This window comes from Streptomyces luteolifulvus (assembly GCF_008806595.1).
Classification (GTDB): domain Bacteria; phylum Actinomycetota; class Actinomycetes; order Streptomycetales; family Streptomycetaceae; genus Streptomyces; species Streptomyces luteolifulvus.
Window position 1 is genome coordinate 260448 of the sequence record NZ_VZRB01000001.1, and the last position, 18975, is coordinate 279422.

The following is an 18975-nucleotide window of genomic DNA, read 5'->3' on the forward strand; positions in this document are numbered from 1 at the left end:
GTCTCCGAGTCGAAGACGGGGCACGTCAGCCAGCCAACCGGAAGCACGGGAAGAGATGTCGGCACCCAATAAGTCGTACGACCCTGTCGAGGTCGAGGCGTTGAAACCGGAAGAGATCGAGCGCATGCGGGACGAGGCGCTCGCCGCCTTCGCCGCCGCGGACTCCCTCGACGCGCTCCAGGAGGCCAAGGTCGCCCACACCGGCGGCACCTCGCCGCTGGCCCTCGCCAACCGCGAGATCGGCGCCCTGCCCCCGCACGCCAAGGCCGAGGCCGGCAAGCGCGTCGGTCAGGCCCGTGGCGCCGTGAACAAGGGCCTCGCCGCCCGTCAGGCCGAGCTGGAGGCGGAGCGCGACACCCGAGTGCTGGTCGAGGAGGCGGTGGACGTCACGCTGCCGTACGACCGGGTACCGGCCGGCGCCCGCCACCCGCTGACGACGCTGTCGGAGCGCATCGAGGACATCTTCGTGGCCATGGGCTACGAGGTCGCCGAGGGCCCGCAGGTCGAGGCCGAGTGGTTCAACTTCGACGCCCTCAACATCGGCCCGGACCACCCGGCCCGCGGCGAGGCGGACACGTTCTTCGTGCAGGGCCCGGACGGGGGTACCGAGTCCGGCGTCGTACTGCGCACCCACACCTCGCCCGTGCAGATCCGCTCGCTGCTCGACCGTGAGCTGCCGGTGTATGTGATCTGCCCCGGCCGTGTGTACCGCACCGATGAGCTGGACGCCACGCACACGCCCGTCTTCCACCAGGTCGAGCTGCTCGCCGTGGACGAGGGCCTGACCATGGCCGACCTCAAGGGAACCCTCGACCACATGGTCCAGTCGCTGTTCGGCGAGGGAATGAAGACCCGGCTCCGGCCGAACTTCTTCCCGTTCACCGAGCCGTCCGCCGAGATGGACATGGTGTGCTACGTCTGCCGCGGCGAGTCCGTCGGCAACCCCGACCGGCCCTGCCGCACCTGCTCGTCCGAGGGCTGGATCGAGCTCGGCGGCTGCGGCATGGTCAACCCGCGGGTGCTCACCGCCTGCGGCGTCGACCCGGAGAAGTACAGCGGCTTCGCCTTCGGGTTCGGCATCGAGCGGATGCTGATGTTCCGCCACAACGTCGATGACATGCGAGACATGGTCGAGGGTGACGTCCGGTTCACCCGGCCGTTCGGGATGGAGATCTGATGCGGGTCCCGCTTTCCTGGCTGCGGGAGTACGTCGACCTGCCGGCGACCGAAACCGGCCGTGACGTCCAGGCCAAGCTCGTTTCCGCCGGCCTTGAGGTCGAGACCGTCGAGCACCTCGGCGCCGACCTCAAGGGCCCGCTGGTCGTGGGCCAGGTGCTGACCGTCGAGGAGCTGACGGAGTTCAAGAAGCCGATCCGCTTCTGCACCGTCGACGTCGGCCAGGCCAACGACACCGGGGAGCCCCAGGAGATCGTCTGCGGCGCCCGCAACTTCTCCGTCGGCGACAAGGTCGTCGTGGTCCTCCCGGGCGCCACGCTGCCGGGAGGTTTCTCGATCTCCGCCCGCAAGACCTACGGCAAGACGTCCCACGGCATGATCTGCTCCAGCGGCGAACTGGGCATGGGCGACGACGGCACCCACGGCATCATCGTGCTGCCGCCGGAGACCGAGGTCGGCAAGGACGCCGTCGAACTGCTCGAACTGGTCGACGAGGTCCTCGACATCGCCGTCACCGCCAACCGCGGCGACTGCCTGTCGATCCGCGGCGTGGCCCGCGAGGCCGCCATCGCCTACGGCCTGCCGCTGCGCGACCCCGCCCTGATCGACGTGCCGACGGCGAACGAGTTCGGCTACCCGGTGCAGGTCTCCGACCCGGTCGGCTGCGACCGCTTCACCGCGCGCACCGTCACCGGTCTGAGCCCCGAGGCACGCTCCCCGATCTGGCTCCAGCGCCGTCTGCAGAAGGTCGGCATGCGCCCGATCTCGCTCGCCGTCGACGTCACCAACTACGTGATGATGGAGCTCGGCCAGCCGCTGCACGCCTACGACCGCGGGCTGGTCCAGGGCACCATCGGCGTGCGCCGGGCCGAGGAGGGCGAGAAGATCGTCACCCTCGACGGCGTGGAGCGCACGCTGCACGCCGAGGACCTGGTGATCACCGACGACCGCGGCCCGATCGGCCTCGCCGGTGTGATGGGCGGCGCCGACACCGAGATCGCCGATCACGACGATCTCGAGAACGCGACCGCGGACGTCGTCATCGAGGCGGCCCACTTCGACCAGGTGACCATCGCCCGCACCGCCCGCCGCCACAAGCTGTCCTCCGAGGCGTCCAAGCGCTTCGAGCGGGGCGTCGACCCGCAGGCGGCCGCCGCGGCCGCGCAGCGCACCGTCGACCTGCTGGTGCTGCTCGCGGGCGGCACCGCCGAGGCCGGCGTCACCGAGGCCAGCGCCCCGGCCACGCCGCACACCATCACCGTCCCGGCCGGCCACCCGGACAAGGTCGCGGGCGTCGTGTACGGCCGCGAGACCGTCGTACGCCGTCTCCAGGAGGTCGGCTGCGACGTCTACGGGCAGGACGAGCTGACCGTCACCGTGCCGTCGTGGCGGCCCGACCTCCTTGAGCCGAACGACCTGGCCGAAGAGGTCATCCGGCTGGAGGGCTACGAGAACCTGCCCTCCACGCTGCCCAAGCCGCCCTCGGGCCGAGGCCTCACCCACCGGCAGCGGCTGCACCGCCGGGTCGGCCGCGCCCTGGCCGGGGCCGGGTACGTCGAGGCGCCGAACTACCCCTTCATCAGCGAGCATGCCTTCGACCAGCTCGGCCTCGCGGCCGACGACCCGGCCCGCCGCGTCGTCAAGCTGGTCAACCCGCTCAACGACGAGGAGCCGGCGCTGCGTACGTCGCTGCTTCCGGGCCTGCTCGGCGCGCTGCGGCGCAACGACGGCCGGGGCTCGCACGACCTGGCCCTGTTCGAGACCGGCCTCGTCTTCCTCCCGCACGAGGAGCAGCGCGTCGCCGTCTCGCCGCCGGTCGACCGGCGCCCGACCGACGAGGAGATCGCCCGGCTGAACGCCGCGCTGCCCGAGCAGCCGCGGCATGTCGCCGTCGTCCTCGCGGGGGCCCGCGAGCAGGCCGGCTGGTGGGGCAAGGGCCGTCCGGCCGACTGGGCCGACGCGGTCGAGGCCGCGCGGACCGTGGCCCGCGAGACCGGTGCGGAACTCGTCGTGCGGGCCGGACAGTACGGACCGTGGCACCCGGGCCGCTGCGCCGAGCTCGTGGTCGTCGCCGACGGCACCGAGCGGGTCGTGGGCCACGCGGGCGAACTGCACCCGCGGGTCCTGAAGACCCTGGGGCTGCCCGCGCGCTCCAGCGCGATGGAGCTGAACCTGGACGTCCTGGAGCAGGTCGGCGACGGCACCCCGCAGGCGCCGAGCATCTCCACGTTCCCGGTCGCCACACAGGACGTCGCCCTCGTCGTCGACAAGCCCGTACCGCACAGCGAGGTCGAGGCCGCGCTGCGCGAGGGGGCCGGTGCCCTGCTGGAGGCCATCCGGCTGTTCGACGTGTACGAGAACGACGAGCAGCTCGGTGAGGGCAAGAAGTCGCTGGCGTACGCGCTGCGCTTCCGCGCGGGGGACCGGACGCTGACCGTCGACGAGGCGTCGGCGGCCCGGGACGCGGCGGTTGCCCTCGCCGGCGAGCGCACGGGGGCGGTTCTGCGGAGCTAGGGCGCCCCTGCCCCGCGCCCCCTGGGGGCCGCGTGCAGTCACCTCACTCGATGGAGTGAGTTCTGCTGGTGAACCGGGCCTTCCGGGCCCTGCGGTCGAAAGAATCGGACCGGCCTCTCGGGGTCGGTCCGATTGCGCTGTAGGGCCTAATGGGGGGCCATCGGATGATCCGCATCAAGGCTGGGGTTCCCCGTCGGCCGTTGCGTCGAGTGCTCTCACTCGGACTTCCCCTCGCCTGGGGCGCCGTCGGGGTCACCTACAAACTGACCTGCCCGCTGGCCCAGCAGGAGAGCATCGGTGCGCGGGCCGTGACCGGAGCCCTCTTCTTCGCCGTCGGCAGCGGGCTGATCCTTCACATCCACCATGCGCTGCTGAGCGAACTCCGGCAGGTCCGCCGGGTCGCGGGCGCCGCCCAGAGCGCGCTGCTGCGGCCGCTGCCCCCGCGTATCGACGGGATGGACGTCGCAGCCGCGCAGTTGTCCGCCGACCGCGCCGCCGCGATCGGCGGCGATCTGTACGAGGTCATCGCCACCGAGCACGGCGTACGCGTGGTGATGGGCGACGTCAAAGGACACGGGCTCACCGCGGTCGCCACGGTCGCCGCCGTCCTCGGCAGTTTCCGCGAGGCCGTGCACGACGAGGCCGAACTCAGCGGTGTGCTGCGCCGGTTGGACCGTGCCCTGGCCCGGCACCTGCGCGAGCGGACCCACGACGACGGCCCGGCCGCCGAGGACTTCGTCACCGTACTGCTGCTGGAGATCCCCCAGGACGGCGAGGTGCGCGCCCTGAACTGCGGCCATCCCTGGCCGTATGTGCTGAGCGCGACGGGCGTGGAACCACTCGCCCGAGCGGATCCCCTCCCTCCGCTCGGGCCCTTCCCTCTCCCACCCGAACTGCCGGTCGAGCACTGCGGCCACCTGCAGCCGGGCGAGGCCCTGTTCCTCCACACGGACGGCGCGGAGGACGCGAGGGACGCGCGAGGCAGGTTCTTTCCGCTGCGCGAGGTGCTGGCAGAGACCGTCCGCGATGACCCGCTGGTACCCCAGGCGGTATTGGGCTCCGTCTTCACCGCCCTTCAGCGCCACACGGGCGGGGCACCTGCGGATGACGTTGCCTTATTGGTTCTACGCAACGACAGACGCACCTCAGGGGCGCGGGGAACTGCGCGCTCAGCCACAACGCACCCGCAGTCAACGAACCACCTGTAGTCCCCGGCGTTGCAAGCGCAGCGCCGGCGCAGCCGTCCGCCCCGCCACGGAGTGTCGGGCAGGCAGCTGGGCGGACGGCGCGGAATCGGGCCGCCGCACTGTACGAGGGGGAGCCGACGGCCCGGCCGGCCTCTTACGAGGCATTTCAGTCAACCGGCTGGAAACTCTCCGCAACAGCGCGCACACAGCCCGGATTCGAGCACTTCGTTCACACCCCGTGTGAAGGCGGACGCACTACTCTGTCGGCACCGAGCCACCCGGGGGGCATCCATGCAGCCCAACACTCTGCTCGACGCGATTCTGGACGAGGCCGGAATCTCACACGCGGGGCTGGCCGCGCACGTCAACCAGGCCGGCCGGGCGCGTGGCCTCGCCCTCAGATACGAACACACCGCCGTGGCACGGTGGTTGAAGGGGCAGCGGCCCCGCGGTCAGGTGCCCGACCTGATCTGCGAGGTACTCGCCGGACGGCTGCAACGGCCCGTCACCCTCGACGACATCGGGCTCGGTGTGCCCGGCGAGCCCTCCGCCCCGCACGGTACGACACTGTCCGGCTTCGTCGAGCGTGCCACCGCCCTGTGGCGGTCCGACGAGCAGCAACGCCCGCACATCCTGGGCGCGCCCGCCGTCACGGGAACGCCCGCCGTGATGCCCGTATGGGAGTGGGAGAACCCGCCGGAGGACGTGGACGTCTCGCGCGGTGGGCGGCACCGGGTCACCGCCGCGGACCTGGAGATGCTGCGTGCGGCGCGTACCCACTACGAGCAGATGTACCGCAAGGCCGGCGGCATAGCGACCCGCACCCGGATCGTGGGCTTCCTCAACGCCGAGGCCGCCCCGCTGCTGCGGGGCAGTTACACCGACGCGACCGGCCGCCAACTCCACCGCGCCACCGGCGGATTGGTGGCGATCGCCGGCATCTGCGCATACGACTCCGACGCACACGGCCTCGCCCAGCGCTACTTCCACCAGGCCCTCAGGCTCGCCAAGGCCAGCGGTGACCGGGGACTGGGCGCCTATGTGATCGCGCTCCTCGTCAACCAGGCGCTGTTCATGCGGGAGCATCGCCAGGCCGTCGCGTTCGCGGAGGCCGCGCTGCGCGCCGCCGGCCGGCACATCACCCCGGCGCTCGCCTCCGACCTGTACGCGATGCAGGCGAAGGCGTACGCACACCTGGGCGACGGCACGAGCGCGCTGTCCTGCATCCGGCGTGCCGAGCAGGCCGCCGAACGCATCCGGCGCGGATACGAGCCCGACGAGACCGGCTATGTCCAGCCGGGACTGGTCAACGTCCAGGTGGCGGAGGCGCTGCTCAGCCTCGGCGAGCTGGCGGCGGCCGGGGAGCACGCGACGGCCGCCGTCGGCAATCCGGCGCACGACCGGGGCCGGGTGCACCGGCTCGCCATGCTCAGCACGATCGAACTGCGGCAGGGCAACGCCGACAAGGCCGTGGCCACAGCGGTGCAGATGGCCGAGCAGGCCCGGGGGATGGAGTCCCAGCGCCTTCGGGACAGACTCCGCGCGGTCCGCGAGCATCTGGTGCGCAGCGGTTGTGCCGGTACGGCCGAGGCCGCCGAACTGATCGACGGGGCCCTGCGCGTACCGCTCTAGGCCCCGCGCACGAACCCGTCGACATCACTGCGCTGCGCCGCGAGTGGATCGCTGTGCGCCTGCTGTCCCACCGCTCCTGCTGCGATATTGCCACTTACTCGGCGGAAGGTGGCAGAACCGTGCAGTGGACGAAACAGAACGAACAAACTGTCTATGTAAACCGCTGGTTCAGCGTCAATCTCGCGGATGTCGAGCTGCCGGACGGCCGGCACCTCGACCACTTCCTGATACGGCTGCGGCCCGTCGCCGTGGCCACGGTGGTGAACGAGGCCAATGAAGTCCTCCTCCTGTGGCGCCACCGTTTCATCACCGACAGCTGGGGGTGGGAACTCGCGGCGGGCATCGTCGAGGACGGCGAGGACATCGCGTCCGCCGCCGCCAGGGAACTGGAGGAGGAGACCGGATGGCGGCCAGGGCCCCTGCACCACCTCATGAGCGTGGAGCCGTCCAACGGGCTCACCGACGCCCGGCACCACATCTACTGGTCCGACGAGGGCGAGTACACCGGACATCCCGTGGACGACTTCGAGTCGGACCGCCGGGAATGGGTCCCCCTCAAGCTCGTCCCCGACATGGTCACCCGCGGCGAGGTCCCGGCCGCCAACATGGCGGCCGCACTGCTGCTCCTGCACCATCTGAGGCTCGGTCAGGACGCCTGATCCCCCACGGCGCCCCCCGGCGAGGCCTCAGCGCCCCAGGGCCTGCCAGACGGCCACGACGAGTGCGCCCACGGCGGTGAGGGCGGCGACTGCCGGCAGCGGCCAGCGGGAATGCTCCAGCGCGACGATCCGGGCGCTCAGGTCGTCCACTTCCTTGTCGGTCTCCTCGGTGCGATGGCTGAGCAGAGCCAGCCCTCCCTCGACGCGGGCGTAGGCCACATCGAGGCGTCGGCGTAACTCTGCGAGTTCTCCATGGACCACGGGATGCTCGGGGTCGGCGGTCACGTGTCGCTCCTTTCCGTAGTCGACACATCCCTTGCATACGCATGAGGAGTCAACTCGCCAGGCTGACACGTGGGGAGAGTGTGCGAGGGGCATATGCGAGCCCGGTGCGCACACGGTGTGTGAATGCGGTGGGCCCGGCACACGCATGCGTGCCGGGCCCGTACCGCTCACGGTTCGTCATCAGCCGTAGGTGTAGAAGCCGGAACCGGTCTTCCGGCCGAGCCGGCCCGCGTCGACCATGCGCTGGAGCAGCGGGGGAGCGGCGTACAGCGGCTCCTTGAACTCGTCGTACATGCTGTGCGCCACCGAAGCGACCGTGTCCAGGCCGATCAGGTCGGACAGCTTCAGCGGGCCCATGGGGTGGGCGCAGCCCATCTCCATGCCGTTGTCGATGTCCTCGCGGCTGGCGATGCCCGACTCGAACATCCGGATCGCGGAGAGCAGATAGGGGATCAGCAATGCGTTGACCACGAACCCGGACCGGTCCTGGGCGCGGATGGCGTGCTTGCCCAGCAGCTTCTCGGCAAAGGACTGGGCGCGGGCGATCGTGCCCTCGGAGGTGGTGAGCGCCGGGATCAGCTCGACGAGCTGCTGCACCGGGGCCGGATTGAAGAAGTGGATGCCGATGACCTGGTCGGGCCGCGAGGTGGCGACCGCCAGCCTCACCAGCGGGATCGAGGAGGTGTTGGAGGCGAGGATCGCGTCGGCGCGCGTCACGACCTGGTCGAGCACCTGGAAGATCTCGGTCTTGACCTGCTCGTTCTCGACGACGGCCTCGATCACCAGATCGCGGTCCGCGAACTCGCCGAGGTCGGTGGTGAAGCCGAGCCGCGCCTGTGTGGCCGCCAGCTCCTCCTCCGTGATCTTGCCGCGTCCCGCGGCCTTGGACAGGGAGCCGAACAGCCGGGTCCGGCCGATCTCCAGGGCTTCGCCGGTGGTCTCGGCGACCTTCACGTCCAGACCGGCGCGGGCGCACACCTCGGCGATGCCCGCTCCCATCTGGCCGCAGCCCACCACTCCGACGCGCGTGATCTCGCCCGCTGCGATGTCCGTCACATCGTCCCTTTCGCTCAGGTACGGCTGGGTGGCAGGTTCGCCGTGGTTCGGTGCCTGCTCCATTCGTGCACGTTACTCCGAAGTATCGATGATCGATCGCCGGGGTGGGGCATCCTGGGCGCGGAAAAGGATCCGTGAGGGCGCGGATCCGGGGCGAGGGGGGTGTGCGCATGGGCCGGGTCACACGCCGGGCGTTCGCGACGGCCGCGCTGGCGACGCTTGCGACGGGGTCGGGAGCCTCGGCCGTACCGGGGCCGCGTACGGGCGCCTCGCCCGGGCCCGCGCCGCGTGACGGCGCCTCGGGCGTCCCCGGGCCCCGGCGGGCGACCTCCGAGATGCGGGGCATGTGGCTGGCCACCGTGGCCAACCGGGACTGGCCCTCCGGCCCGGGCCTGACCGCGGCCCAGCAGCGCGCCGAACTGATCGCCCACCTCGATGGGGCCGTCCGCAACCGCCTCAACACGGTCGTCTTCCAGGTGCGGCCCACGGCCGACGCCCTGTGGCCCTCGCCCCACGAGCCGTGGTCCGAGTACCTCACCGGCACCCAGGGCCGGGCGCCGGGCTGGGACCCGCTGGGCACGGCCGTCACGGAGGCACACGCCCGCGGACTGCAGCTGCACGCCTGGTTCAACCCGTACCGGATCGCCCTGCACGCGGACCCGAAGAGACTCGTCGCCTCCCACCCCGCCCGCAGGCACCCGGACTGGGTGGTCACGTACGGCGGCAAGCTCTACTACAACCCCGGGCTGCCCGAGGTCCGTGCCTTCGTCCAGGACGCCATGCTCGACGCGGTGCGCAAGTACCCGGTCGACGCCGTGCACTTCGACGACTACTTCTATCCCTATCCGGTGGCCGGCCAGACCTTCGACGACGATGCGGCCTACGACCGCCACGGCGCAGCCTTCCCGAACCGGGCCGCCTGGCGCCGCGACAACATCGACAGGCTGGTGCGGGAGATGGCGGCCCGTATCAAGCAGACCCGCCCGGCCGCGCGTTTCGGTGTCAGCCCCTTCGGGGTGTGGCGCAACGCGGGCACCGACCCGCTCGGCTCGCAGACCCGGGCGGGTGTGCAGACGTACGACGATCTGCACGCGGACACGCGCCGCTGGGTCCGCGAGAACTGGATCGACTACATCTGCCCGCAGCTCTACTGGAACATCGGCTTCCCCGCCGCCGACTACGCCGTACTGCTGCCGTGGTGGGCGGAGGTGGCGCGGGGCACGCGGACGACGCTGTACCTGGGGGAGGCGCTGTACAAGGCCGGCGATCCGGCGCAGCCCGCCGCCTGGCAGGACCCGGCCGAGCTGTCCCGGCATCTCGCACGGGCCAGGAAGTACCCCGAGGCGCGCGGGCACGTGTTCTTCTCCGCCGAGGACGTGGCCGTCGACCGAATCGGCAGCATGGCGCGGGTGGTCGCCGACCACTACGGGCAGCCGGCGAAACCCCCGCGCTGATCCCCTGTGCGAGGACTAGTGTGCGGCGTTCTTGTGGCGGATTTCGGTGTCGGGGCCGGGTGAGCACACGCCCTCGTGCCCGTCCTCGAAGCGGACGCGGTACGGGGGATTGCCCTCCTGCCCCATCACTTCGACGATCTCGCCGACCTTGTCGTGCTGTCCGACCACCCTGCCGTGCTGGACAAGCTGGTCGCCCACGGTTGCACGCATCTGTTGGGCCTCCTCACCAAGTGCGGGAGCAGCGGTCCGTGGCTCTGAGTCTACGGCGCCGCACGTTTGTTGGAACCCGTCTCGGGTACGCCGCTCAGCCCCGCGCCCGCTGTGTGACGGCGATGCACACGAGCACCGCCGCAGCCGTCAGCGGAGCGGCCACCGTCAGGTGCTCGCCCAGCAGCAGCACCGACCACACCAGTGTGAGCAGGGGCTGAGCCAACTGCAACTGGCTGGCCCTGGGGATGCCGATGGCGGCCATGCCCCGGTACCAGACGACCAGGCCGAGGAACTGAGAGCCGGCCGCGACCCAGAGCAGCCCGGTCACGCTGTGCGCGGTCGGCTGCACGGGCTCGTACGACAGCGCGAGCACGGCGGCCGGCAGGCTCAGCGGCAGACACAGCACCAGCGCCCAGCCGATGACCTGCCAGCCCGGCATGACCCGGGCCAGCCGGCCGCCCTCGGTGTAGCCGGCGGCGCACACCAGCAGCGCGGCGAACAGGTACAGGTCGGCGGAGGTGAGGGCGCCGCCGCTCTGCTGCGCCGTGAAGACGAGCACCGCCGCCGCGCCCGCGAGGGCCGCCGTCCAGAAGGTGCGGGAGGGGCGGGTGCCCGTGCGCAGGGCGGAGAACAGCGCGGTGGTCAGGGGGAGGAGGCCGACGACGACGGCGGCGTGCGCGGTCGTCGAGGTCTCCAGGGCGAGGGTCGTCAGCAGGGGGAAGCCGACGACGACGCCGGCGGCGACGACTGCGAGCCCCGGCCAGTGGCGGCGGCCGGGGAACGGGATGCGCACGGCCAGCAGACAGCTGCCCGCGATCAGGGCCGCGAGGACGCTGCGCACGGCCACCAGCGACCACGGCCCGAAGCCCTCCAGGCCCCAGGCGGTGGCGGGGAAGGTGAGGGAGAAGGCGGTGACGCCGAGGGCGGCCTGGAGGGTGCCGGTCGTCCTGGTCGTCGCGGCCGTCGTGGTCGTCGTGGCGGGGGCGGCCACCGCTACCCGGCTTGGTGCGGTAGCGCTACTCTGTGCTCTCATGCAAGAGAGTAGCAGCGTAGGCGATCTGGCGGGCAGGCTGCGGAGAGAGCTGGACCGCTACTCGCCGGGTGGAAAGCTCCCGTCGAGCCGTGCGCTCGTCGAACGGTTCCGGGTCAGCCCCGTGACCGTCTCACGGGCCCTCGCGCAGCTGGCCGCCGAGGGTCTGGTGGTGACCCGGCCCGGCGCCGGCGCGTTCCGTGCCGAGCCGCGTGCCACGGGCGCTCCCGTCGGCGACACCTCCTGGCAGGAGGTCGCGCTCAGCGCGGACGGCGCCGCCGACCTCGTACCGCGCTCCGTGGACGCCTCCGGCGTGCTGGTCTCGCTCGCGGCTCCGCCGCCCGGTGTCATCGAGTTCAACGGCGGCTATCTGCACCCCTCGTTGCAGCCGGAGCGGGCGATGGCGGCGGCCCTGTCCCGGGCGGGACGCCGCCCCGGCGCCTGGGGGCGGCCGCCCATGGAGGGACTGCCCGAGCTGCGGGAGTGGTTCGCGCGGAGCATCGGCGGACCCGGCGGGACCGTCACGGCCGCGGAGGTGCTGATCACGGCGGGCGGCCAGTCCGCACTGACCACGGCCCTGCGGGCGCTCGCCCCGCCCGGGGCGCCGGTGCTCGTGGAGTCGCCCACCTACCCGGGCATGCTGGCGATCGCCCGGGCCGCGGGCCTGCGCCCGGTTCCCGTACCGGTGGACGCGGACGGCGTGAAGCCCGCCCTGCTCGCGGACGCCTTCCGGGCGAGCGGTGCCCGAGTCTTCGTCTGCCAGCCGCTGTTCCAGAACCCGACCGGGGCCGTGCTCGCCGCCGCACGCCGGGGCGAGGTGCTGAGCATCGCGCGCGGGGCCGGTGCGTTCGTCGTGGAGGACGACTTCGTACGTCGGCTCGTGCACGAGGACGCCGGGCCGCTGCCGCGTCCGCTCGCCGCCGAGGACCCCGACGGAGTCGTCGTCCATGTCTGCTCGCTCACCAAGGCGACCTCGCCCAGCTTCCGGGTGAGCGCACTGGCCGCCCACGGGCCCGTGCTGGAACGGCTGCGCGCCATCCAGGTCGTGGACACGTTCTTCGTGCCCCGGCCCCTGCAGGAGGCGGCGCTCGAACTGGTCGGCTCCCCGGCATGGCCGCGCCATCTGCGCACGATCTCCGCCGAGTTGAAGGCCCGCCGGGACACCATGACCGCAGCGCTGAGCAGGGACCTCCCCGAACTCACCCTTCCGCACATCCCGTCCGGCGGCTACCACCTGTGGCTGCGCCTGCCGGACGGCACGGACGAGCAGACACTCACCGTGGCCGCCCTGCGCGCAGGCGTCGCCATCACTCCGGGCCGCCCCTACTTCAGCGCCGAACCCCCCGCCCCCCACACCCGCCTGAGCTTCGCGGCGGTCGCCGGACCGGGAGAAATCTCGGAGGGCGTACGTCGCCTGCGCACGGCCTGCGAGGAGGTGCTCTAGTCACGGGGCTCCCGCGCAAGGCCGCAGAGGAACTCGCCCGAGGCGAACAGCTCCGGGGTCAGGCGAACGCCGGTGATGCGGTGGGCGAGCGCGAACGCCGCTTCGGTGTGGTGGGTGTAGTCCCGGTCGTCGTCCTTGCTCAGGTCGAAGCCCGACTCACGCATCTCGACGAGCAGTTCATCGGGATGCGTGCCGTCGCGGTGGTACACGAACAGGGGCTCGAAGTGGAGTCGCAGCTCGCCGTCCTCGTACCAGCAGAAGTGGTCCACCGCGTTGACGTTGCGGAAGTGGGAGACCACGGTGCGGCCGCGCGAGAGGGGGAGCATGGCCTCGTGCGTGATGCCGAGGAGGCCGTTGTGCTCGGCCAGCAGCGTCCATTCGCCCAGCGATACGGCCCCGACGAACGTCCGGTTGGGCTCGCTCACGGCGAACGACGGCTCGTACAGTCCGTCCACGCCGGTTGTCCGGACGTAGCCTCCGGCCCCCAGTTCCCCGAGCAGTTCCTCAGGGGACAGGCCCCGGACCAGGGTGACGCAGAACGCCTCCATGAAGTCCTCGTACCGCTCTTCGAGCCACGCGTAGTCCGCGGCCGTCGTCGTCCCAGTCATGTGTGCAGCATCGCACCCGCCACTGACAATGCCCCCGCCACCGACCACGCCCCCGTCCGGTGGTGAAAACCGTTCGACTTGCGTGGCTGTGTGCTGGGAATCTCGCGGCATGACAGACACCGCGCGCCTGCCCGAGGGTTATGAGACATCCGCCGATTCCGGTCGTATCGACGTCGAGCGGGTGCATCGCTGGCTGTCGACCGACGCGTACTGGGCGATGGACCGGGTCCGGGAGAAGCAGGAGCGGGCGATCGAGGGGTCGCTCAACTTCGGGGTGTATAACACTGTTTCGGGGGAGCAGGTGGCATATGCCCGGGTTGTGACCGACCGGGCGACGTTCGCCTGGCTGTGTGACGTGTACGTCGATCCGGCCGTGCGCGGGAAGGGGATCGGTACGGCGCTGGTCGAGGCCGTGCGCGAGCACCTGCGGCCGTACGGGCTGCGACGCATTCTGCTCGCCACCCACGACGCTCACGGCGTGTACGAGAAGGTCGGGTTCGCGGCCCTTGCGAAGCCCGATCGGTGGATGGCGCTCCATTTCGGGTGAGTTGTCCGTCAGATCCTGACCCTGACGTAAGGTTTCGCACACCCTGGGTAAATCCCAGACAACATCCCTTGACCTGCGAACTTTTGCCGCCCACGATCGCGGCATGCCACTTCGGGTCACTTTCGTCGCCGCCGCACGCAGCTCCTCGCTGCTCGCGGAGCGCTTCGAGGACGCCCGTCCGCTGGACCAGGCCGGCTGGGACGAGGCGCTGCGCGCCGCCCACGACCTGGTGCCGCTCGCGGCCTCCGAGTTGCGCTACTGCTCACCGACCCCGCGCAGCCGTGCCACGGGGGACGCCCTCGGCTATGCGCCGCTCGTACAGCTCGCCCTGCGGGACTGCGCCATGGGCAGATGGCGCGGGCTGACCCTCGGGGAGGCGATGGCCCGCGAGCCGCAGGCGGTGGACGCCTGGCTCGCCGACCCGCGTTCCACACCGCACGGCGGTGAGTCGCTGCTCGCGTTCATCTCCCGGGTCGGCGGCTGGCTGGACACCCGGCCCGTCGAGGACGGATGCACCGTCGTCGCCGTGGCGGAGCCGTCCGTGATCCGCGCGGCCCTGGTGTACGCCCTGAAGGCGCCGCCCTCGACCTTCTGGAACATCGACGTGCGCCCGCTGTCGGCGACCACCGTCTCGGGCCGTGGCGGCCGCTGGCACCTCCGCTGCGACGGGATACCCGCTCAGCCCTTGCGGGCGTAGTCGGTGGTCAGGACGAGGTCCTTGGCGGGACCGCCCACGCGCCACACGGTCCGCCAGTGGTCCCGGTCCCGGACGGTGAACTCGCCCCGGTAGAGGTCCGCCGCGCAGGGATGCGCGGCGACATGGTGCCCGGAGGTCAGGTCCAGGCCGTGGAAGGGCCGTCCGTCCGCGAAGCGCACGTCCGCCGTCCCCGGTGAGCTCCCCGGCAGGAAGCGCAGTGTCCGCTCGGCGGGGCGGGGGACGCCCTGCCAGAGGAAGGTGCCGGACTCCTGGTGGAGCAGTCCTCCGCCGTCCAGCGCGCGGAACACGGTGACCCCCTCGAAACGGCCTCCGTCTCCGCTCGACCGATCGCGCACGGTGCGCTCCACGCTCCACCGGCCGGCGAGGTACTTCAGAACGTCCGGCACCGGCCAGAACTCGCCCATTCCGTCCCTCCCGTCATGGCAACCGGTTGCCGCCGGCCGACTCGCCCAGGGTTCCTGCCCCTACCTATCCTCCCAGCGGCAGCAGCCGGCGCTCGGCGAAGACCTTCTTCGCGGCGAGGGTGGCGTTCAGCGCCCTCGGCATGCCGCAGTACACCGCGGAGTGCGTGAGGGCCTCGACTATCTGCTCGGGGGTGAGGCCCACGTTCAGCGCAGCGTTCACATGCACGTCGAGCTGGGCCTCGCAGCCGCCGAGAGCTGTGAGCATGCCGAGGGTGACCAACTGGCGGTCGCGCGGGGCGAGTCCGGGACGGTCGTAGATCTCGCCGAAGGCCCAGGCGACGACCTGATGCCCGAGTTCGGGGTTGATGTCGGCCAGCGCGTCGAGGACCCGCCGCCCGGCCTCGCCGTCGACCTTGTCCAGGACCTCCATTCCGTGCGCGAAACGCTCCTCACGGGTGGTGCTGTCGTTCATGTCGGGTCGCTCGTCGGGTCGCTCGTCGGGTCGTTCGTTCGGGTTGCTCATGGTCAGGACCCTAGGAGTTGGAGCGCACTTGAGGGCAACCGCCGACCGAGGTCCACGACTGGGAGTTCGGCCTCGGCGGTGATGACCTCAAGCGCTGCTGCAGGCGCGCCGGATCGCGTCGAGTGCCCGGGTCACGTCCTCGTCGGTCGTCGACCAGTTGCTCACCGAGATCCGCATGACGCGCCGGCCGTGCCAGGTGGAGCCGCTGATCCATGTCGTGCCGTCGTCGAGAAGCCGCGCGAGGACCCGTTCCGTGCGGTCGTCGTCGCCGAACTCGGCGCAGACCTGGGTGAACACCACGTCGTTGAGAACCCTCGCGCCGTCGATCCCGGCGATGCCGGCGGCGAACGTGGAAGCATGCCGGCACAGCCGCTCGACGAGATCGGCGACCCCTGACCGGCCGAGGGACCTCAGCGCGGCCCACACGGTGAAGGCCCTGCCGCGCCGGGAGAGTTCGGGGACCTTGTCGATGGGGTCGCCGTGCTCGTGGTGGATGAGGTACTCGCCCTGCAGGCCCATCGCCGCGCGGACCGCGAGCGGATCGCGCACGATGGCGAGGCCGCAGTCGTACGGGACATTCAGGGTCTTGTGGGCGTCCGTCGCCCAGGAGTCGGCGTCCGCGCAGCCCGCCGTCAGGTGTGCGTGCTTCGGGGACACGGCCGCCCACAGTCCGAACGCGCCGTCGATGTGCACCCACGCGCCCGCCTCGCGAGCGGCCCGGATCGTCTCGACGAAGGGGTCGAAGGCGCCGGAATGGATGTCGCCGGCCTGAAGGATCACGAGCGTGGGCTGCTGCCCGTCGGCCGCGAGGGTGTGCCGCAGGGCCTCGGGCACGATACGTCCCTGGTCGTCCGCCTTCACCAGCTCGGGTCTGCCGAGCCCCAGGTAGCGCAGCGCCAGATCGATGGCCATGTGTCGGTTCTCGCCCACGACGACGCGCACGGCCGGGCCGCCTGCGAGCCCATCACGGCCGATGTCCCAGCCTGCGCGGCGCAGTATCGCGTCCCGCCCGGCGGCGAGGCAGGTGAAGTTCGCCATCGTGGCACCCGTGGTGAAGCCGACGGCGCTGCCGTCCGGCAGGCCGAGCAGATCGAGCAGCCAGGCGCTCGCGATGTCCTCCGCCGCGGTGTAGGCGGGCGACACGGCGCGCATCACACAGTTCTGGTCCCAGGCGCTGACCAGCCAGTCCGCGGCCAGCGCGGCCGGCTCGGTGCCACCGACCACGAACCCGTAGAAGCGACCGCTGGGGAACGCGGTGAGCCCCGGCTCACAGGCCGTGACCATCAGATCGACGACATCGGCGGGCGCACTCGGCCCGTCCGGCAGATCGTCGCCGAGCGCACGCACGACCTCGTCGACCGAAGCGCCGGCGGGAACCCGACGCTCGGACAGACTCGCCAGCCAGCGGACGGCATGCTCATACGCCTGCCGCAGCGCAGCCTCACGCGCGTCCATACATCGGACTATCCGCCCACCACCCCCGCCACGCAAGCCCCGCCCGGCACGCGCGCACGGCGTGATCAACGGGCGTGACAGGACCGGTCAGGATTCGAGAAGCGCCTGTCGGTGGGCCGCGCCTAGCGTGAGGGGCATGGCATCCATCGCATCCGTCACCCTCGAGGTGGCCGACCCCGCGGCCGCCCACCGGTTCCACAGCGCCGCCTTCGGTCTGGACACGCAGATACGGCTGCGGGTCTCAAACGCGCCCACGACCGGCTTCCGGGGATTCATCCTGGGTCTCACGGTGTCCCAGCCGGCCGACGTCGACAGTCTCATCGAGGCCGCCCTCGACGCGGGCGCCACCTCGCTGAAGCCCGCCACGAAGTCGCTCTGGGGCTACGGCGGGGTCGTCAAGGCCCCGGACGGGACGATCTGGAAGGTCGCGACCTCGGCGAAGAAGGACACCCGCCCGGCGAGCCGGCAGATCGATGAGATCGTGCTGCTGCTGGGAGTCGCTGACGTGGCCGCGAGCAAGCGGTTCTACGCCGGCCAGGGCCTTGCCGTGACGAAGAGCTTCGGCCGGGTGTACGCCGAGTTCGCCGCCGGGCCGGGTCCCGTCAAGCTGGCCCTGTACCGGCGTCGTGCCCTGGCCAAGGACGTCGGGGTCTCTCCCGACGGCTCCGGTTCGCGCCGGCTCGTGATCGGCGGCGACGCCGGATCGTTCACGGATCCGGACGGGTTCGCGTGGGAGGCCATGTCGCCGGTGTCCACGGTGGAGGAGGCATGACGGGCGCGCCGCCGCGTGGACTTGAGGAGAGGATGCGGGACACCCGCGCGAGGCTGGAGAGCGACGTCGACCTCTGGGTGGCGACGTCGGGCTCCCCGGGCGGTGTCCACCTCATCCCGCTCTCATTTCTCTGGGACGGGACCGCGTTCCTCGTTTCGACGCCGCGCGCCTCGGTCACCGGCCGCAACCTGCTGGCCGACGGCCGGGTGCGGCTCGGCCTCGGGCGGACCCGCGATGTCGTTGTCGTCGAGGGCATCGCCGAGCCGGTGGACATCGCCGGCCTCGGCACCGAGGCGGGCGACGCCTTCGCGGCGAAGACCGGTTTCGACCCGCGTGAACTCGACGAGCCCTACCAGTACTTCCTGATCCGGCCGCGGCGCATCCAGGCCTGGCGTGAGGCGAACGAGCTGCGGGGACGCGACCTCATGCGCGACGGCCGCTGGCTTCTGTGAAAAGCGTGGCCGCGGTTGCCCCGGAAGATCGGTACCTGGGAAGATTCGGCTTCGGGTGCACGGAGACCCTGGGCATTCAAAGACCAAGCCGACGCACAACAGAAGAACAAGCGGACGTGAGCTGATGAGCGGAATCGAGACGCATGTCCTGTGGCATGCCCGCCACCTCGCAGTGGAGGAGGACGGCCGGATCATCCACCGGGACGCGGACGGAAGCCTGCACCTGGACGAGGAGGAGTGGAGGATTCTCGGCATCTATTCACGCCGGGAGGCGGCCGAGGCCCACCTTGAAAGAGCGAGGCGGCTTCCGGGGTTCTGTGAAGAGCCGAACTGTTTCACCATAGCGCCCCTGGAGATCGATGAGGACCTGTGGACCGACGGGTACTTCACCGAGCGCCCGGGTGACCCGGTGGAAGACTGATCCCCTGAATCGTCCGGACCGCACGCTGGTAAGAGGTTGGCATGGAAAAGACCGTACATCTCCTGGTCCACAGGCATCATCTCTCGGAAGACGGCCAGGTCACCGCCGACTTCATGGAGGACGGGGAACCGCTCTTCTGGGACGACCGCGATGACAGCTACATGATTATGGGGCTCTATTCCAGCAGGGAACTGGCCGAACAGCGCATCGAGAGCGCGCTGCGACTTCCCGGATTCAGCCTGGCTCCCGACGGGTTCGCCATCCACGAGTACACCCTGGACTCCGAGCACTGGACCAATGGCTTCCGCGTGAAAGACGGCGGCGAATGATCTGATACAAGCACTTCGGGGGTGGGGGGGGGGGGGGGGGGGGCCCCCCCCCCCCGGGGGGGGGGGGGGGGGGGGGGTGTTTGGGATGTATTATGGATG

The 18975-nt window shown here is 71.1% G+C and carries 21 protein-coding genes; 13 read left to right on the forward strand and 8 right to left on the reverse strand.

What is annotated here, in order from left to right; translation table 11 throughout:
* Positions 1–55: 55 nt before the first annotated feature.
* The 5 genes from pheS (at position 56) to F7R91_RS01235 (ending at position 7168) form a co-directional block, all read left to right on the forward strand.
* A complete protein-coding gene (pheS, locus tag F7R91_RS01215; RefSeq protein ID WP_150943480.1) occupies positions 56–1177 on the forward strand; it encodes a phenylalanine--tRNA ligase subunit alpha in 1122 nt (373 codons plus the stop codon).
* Complete coding sequence (gene pheT, locus F7R91_RS01220; RefSeq protein ID WP_150943482.1) at positions 1177–3690, forward strand: phenylalanine--tRNA ligase subunit beta; 2514 nt, start codon at positions 1177–1179, stop codon at positions 3688–3690. The genes pheS and pheT overlap by 1 nt, the downstream gene beginning before the upstream one ends.
* A 164-nt stretch (positions 3691–3854) precedes the next feature.
* Positions 3855–4898, forward strand: coding sequence for a PP2C family protein-serine/threonine phosphatase (locus F7R91_RS01225; protein WP_150943483.1), 1044 nt, complete (start codon positions 3855–3857; stop codon positions 4896–4898).
* A 270-nt stretch (positions 4899–5168) separates the two neighbouring features.
* Entirely contained in the window at positions 5169–6509 is a 1341-nt protein-coding gene (locus F7R91_RS01230) for a transcriptional regulator (RefSeq protein WP_150943484.1), read from the forward strand.
* Between the two features lie 119 nt (positions 6510–6628).
* On the forward strand, positions 6629–7168 hold the full coding sequence (locus F7R91_RS01235) for an NUDIX hydrolase (RefSeq protein WP_150943486.1): 540 nt from the start codon (positions 6629–6631) through the stop codon (positions 7166–7168).
* A 27-nt stretch (positions 7169–7195) separates the two neighbouring features.
* Here F7R91_RS01235 and F7R91_RS01240 read toward each other — a convergent pair whose 3' ends face one another.
* Both F7R91_RS01240 and F7R91_RS01245 read right to left on the reverse strand, forming a co-directional pair.
* Positions 7196–7453, reverse strand: a complete 258-nt coding sequence (locus F7R91_RS01240) for a hypothetical protein (protein WP_150943488.1) — start codon at positions 7451–7453, stop codon at positions 7196–7198.
* Positions 7454–7633: 180 nt separating this feature from the next.
* Positions 7634–8509 carry a 3-hydroxybutyryl-CoA dehydrogenase gene (locus F7R91_RS01245; protein ID WP_191971314.1) on the reverse strand — a complete coding sequence of 292 codons (876 nt, stop codon included), beginning with the start codon at positions 8507–8509 and terminating at the stop codon, positions 7634–7636.
* Positions 8510–8679: 170 nt separating this feature from the next.
* On the opposite strand from F7R91_RS01245, the gene F7R91_RS01250 reads away from it, so the two are divergent.
* Positions 8680–9963, forward strand: coding sequence for a glycoside hydrolase family 10 protein (locus tag F7R91_RS01250; protein WP_150943492.1), 1284 nt, complete (start codon positions 8680–8682; stop codon positions 9961–9963).
* Between the two features lie 15 nt (positions 9964–9978).
* On the opposite strand, the gene F7R91_RS01255 is transcribed toward F7R91_RS01250, so the two are convergent.
* Both F7R91_RS01255 and F7R91_RS01260 read right to left on the reverse strand, forming a co-directional pair.
* Positions 9979–10173, reverse strand: a complete 195-nt coding sequence (locus tag F7R91_RS01255) for a DUF1918 domain-containing protein (RefSeq protein ID WP_150943494.1) — start codon at positions 10171–10173, stop codon at positions 9979–9981.
* 94 nt (positions 10174–10267) lie between these two features.
* Positions 10268–11206 (reverse strand): DMT family transporter, encoded by a 939-nt coding sequence (locus F7R91_RS01260; protein ID WP_150943496.1) that lies wholly within the window; start codon positions 11204–11206, stop codon positions 10268–10270.
* Here F7R91_RS01260 and F7R91_RS01265 point away from each other — a divergent pair.
* Positions 11205–12647, forward strand: a complete 1443-nt coding sequence (locus F7R91_RS01265) for an aminotransferase-like domain-containing protein (RefSeq protein WP_150943498.1) — start codon at positions 11205–11207, stop codon at positions 12645–12647. The genes F7R91_RS01260 and F7R91_RS01265 overlap by 2 nt on opposite strands.
* On the opposite strand, the gene F7R91_RS01270 is transcribed toward F7R91_RS01265, so the two are convergent.
* The gene (locus F7R91_RS01270) at positions 12644–13255 is read right to left on the reverse strand and encodes a DUF6461 domain-containing protein (protein ID WP_150943500.1); all 612 of its coding nucleotides are present in this window, start codon (positions 13253–13255) and stop codon (positions 12644–12646) included. The genes F7R91_RS01265 and F7R91_RS01270 overlap by 4 nt on opposite strands.
* A gap of 109 nt (positions 13256–13364) precedes the next feature.
* Here F7R91_RS01270 and F7R91_RS01275 point away from each other — a divergent pair, with 109 nt between their 5' ends.
* Both F7R91_RS01275 and F7R91_RS01280 read left to right on the forward strand, forming a co-directional pair.
* Entirely contained in the window at positions 13365–13802 is a 438-nt protein-coding gene (locus F7R91_RS01275) for a GNAT family N-acetyltransferase (protein ID WP_150943502.1), read from the forward strand.
* Positions 13803–13905: 103 nt separating this feature from the next.
* On the forward strand, positions 13906–14499 hold the full coding sequence (locus F7R91_RS01280; RefSeq protein ID WP_150943504.1) for a histidine phosphatase family protein: 594 nt from the start codon (positions 13906–13908) through the stop codon (positions 14497–14499).
* Here F7R91_RS01280 and F7R91_RS01285 read toward each other — a convergent pair.
* The 3 genes from F7R91_RS01285 to F7R91_RS01295 all read right to left on the reverse strand — a co-directional run bounded on the left by F7R91_RS01285 (position 14481) and on the right by F7R91_RS01295 (position 16902).
* Positions 14481–14924: a DUF6314 family protein gene (locus F7R91_RS01285; RefSeq protein WP_150943506.1), complete on the reverse strand. Its 444-nt coding sequence runs from the start codon at positions 14922–14924 to the stop codon at positions 14481–14483. The genes F7R91_RS01280 and F7R91_RS01285 overlap by 19 nt on opposite strands.
* A gap of 64 nt (positions 14925–14988) precedes the next feature.
* Positions 14989–15396, reverse strand: a complete 408-nt coding sequence (locus F7R91_RS01290) for a carboxymuconolactone decarboxylase family protein (RefSeq protein WP_150943935.1) — start codon at positions 15394–15396, stop codon at positions 14989–14991.
* A 138-nt stretch (positions 15397–15534) separates the two neighbouring features.
* Positions 15535–16902: a pyridoxal phosphate-dependent decarboxylase family protein gene (locus F7R91_RS01295; RefSeq protein ID WP_150943508.1), complete on the reverse strand. Its 1368-nt coding sequence runs from the start codon at positions 16900–16902 to the stop codon at positions 15535–15537.
* 136 nt (positions 16903–17038) lie between these two features.
* Between F7R91_RS01295 and F7R91_RS01300 the strand changes: the two genes are divergently transcribed.
* The 4 genes from F7R91_RS01300 (at position 17039) to F7R91_RS01315 (ending at position 18876) form a co-directional block, all read left to right on the forward strand.
* Positions 17039–17674: a VOC family protein gene (locus tag F7R91_RS01300; protein ID WP_150943510.1), complete on the forward strand. Its 636-nt coding sequence runs from the start codon at positions 17039–17041 to the stop codon at positions 17672–17674.
* Positions 17671–18126, forward strand: a complete 456-nt coding sequence (locus tag F7R91_RS01305) for a pyridoxamine 5'-phosphate oxidase family protein (protein WP_150943512.1) — start codon at positions 17671–17673, stop codon at positions 18124–18126. Before F7R91_RS01300 ends, F7R91_RS01305 begins: the two co-directional genes overlap by 4 nt.
* A gap of 124 nt (positions 18127–18250) precedes the next feature.
* Positions 18251–18547 (forward strand): hypothetical protein, encoded by a 297-nt coding sequence (locus tag F7R91_RS01310; RefSeq protein ID WP_150943514.1) that lies wholly within the window; start codon positions 18251–18253, stop codon positions 18545–18547.
* A 41-nt stretch (positions 18548–18588) separates the two neighbouring features.
* Complete coding sequence (locus F7R91_RS01315; protein ID WP_225320486.1) at positions 18589–18876, forward strand: hypothetical protein; 288 nt, start codon at positions 18589–18591, stop codon at positions 18874–18876.
* Positions 18877–18975 lie beyond the last annotated feature (99 nt).

What these genes read in the sequence shown, in the direction of transcription:
- F7R91_RS01250 (WP_150943492.1), top strand. Translation starts at nt 8,680, where the DNA reads ATGGGCCGGGTCACACGCCGGGCGTTCGCGACGGCCGCGCTGGCGACG.
- F7R91_RS01305 (WP_150943512.1), top strand. Translation starts at nt 17,671, where the DNA reads ATGACGGGCGCGCCGCCGCGTGGACTTGAGGAGAGGATGCGGGACACC.
- F7R91_RS01260 (WP_150943496.1), bottom strand. Translation starts at nt 11,206, where the DNA reads ATGAGAGCACAGAGTAGCGCTACCGCACCAAGCCGGGTAGCGGTGGCC.
- F7R91_RS01270 (WP_150943500.1), bottom strand. Translation starts at nt 13,255, where the DNA reads ATGACTGGGACGACGACGGCCGCGGACTACGCGTGGCTCGAAGAGCGG.
- F7R91_RS01275 (WP_150943502.1), top strand. Translation starts at nt 13,365, where the DNA reads ATGACAGACACCGCGCGCCTGCCCGAGGGTTATGAGACATCCGCCGAT.
- F7R91_RS01295 (WP_150943508.1), bottom strand. Translation starts at nt 16,902, where the DNA reads ATGGACGCGCGTGAGGCTGCGCTGCGGCAGGCGTATGAGCATGCCGTC.
- F7R91_RS01290 (WP_150943935.1), bottom strand. Translation starts at nt 15,396, where the DNA reads ATGAACGACAGCACCACCCGTGAGGAGCGTTTCGCGCACGGAATGGAG.
- F7R91_RS01300 (WP_150943510.1), top strand. Translation starts at nt 17,039, where the DNA reads ATGGCATCCATCGCATCCGTCACCCTCGAGGTGGCCGACCCCGCGGCC.
- pheS (WP_150943480.1), top strand. Translation starts at nt 56, where the DNA reads ATGTCGGCACCCAATAAGTCGTACGACCCTGTCGAGGTCGAGGCGTTG.
- F7R91_RS01315 (WP_225320486.1), top strand. Translation starts at nt 18,589, where the DNA reads ATGGAAAAGACCGTACATCTCCTGGTCCACAGGCATCATCTCTCGGAA.
- F7R91_RS01280 (WP_150943504.1), top strand. Translation starts at nt 13,906, where the DNA reads ATGCCACTTCGGGTCACTTTCGTCGCCGCCGCACGCAGCTCCTCGCTG.
- F7R91_RS01255 (WP_150943494.1), bottom strand. Translation starts at nt 10,173, where the DNA reads ATGCGTGCAACCGTGGGCGACCAGCTTGTCCAGCACGGCAGGGTGGTC.
- F7R91_RS01285 (WP_150943506.1), bottom strand. Translation starts at nt 14,924, where the DNA reads ATGGGCGAGTTCTGGCCGGTGCCGGACGTTCTGAAGTACCTCGCCGGC.
- F7R91_RS01310 (WP_150943514.1), top strand. Translation starts at nt 18,251, where the DNA reads ATGAGCGGAATCGAGACGCATGTCCTGTGGCATGCCCGCCACCTCGCA.
- F7R91_RS01225 (WP_150943483.1), top strand. Translation starts at nt 3,855, where the DNA reads ATGATCCGCATCAAGGCTGGGGTTCCCCGTCGGCCGTTGCGTCGAGTG.
- pheT (WP_150943482.1), top strand. Translation starts at nt 1,177, where the DNA reads ATGCGGGTCCCGCTTTCCTGGCTGCGGGAGTACGTCGACCTGCCGGCG.
- F7R91_RS01265 (WP_150943498.1), top strand. Translation starts at nt 11,205, where the DNA reads ATGCAAGAGAGTAGCAGCGTAGGCGATCTGGCGGGCAGGCTGCGGAGA.
- F7R91_RS01230 (WP_150943484.1), top strand. Translation starts at nt 5,169, where the DNA reads ATGCAGCCCAACACTCTGCTCGACGCGATTCTGGACGAGGCCGGAATC.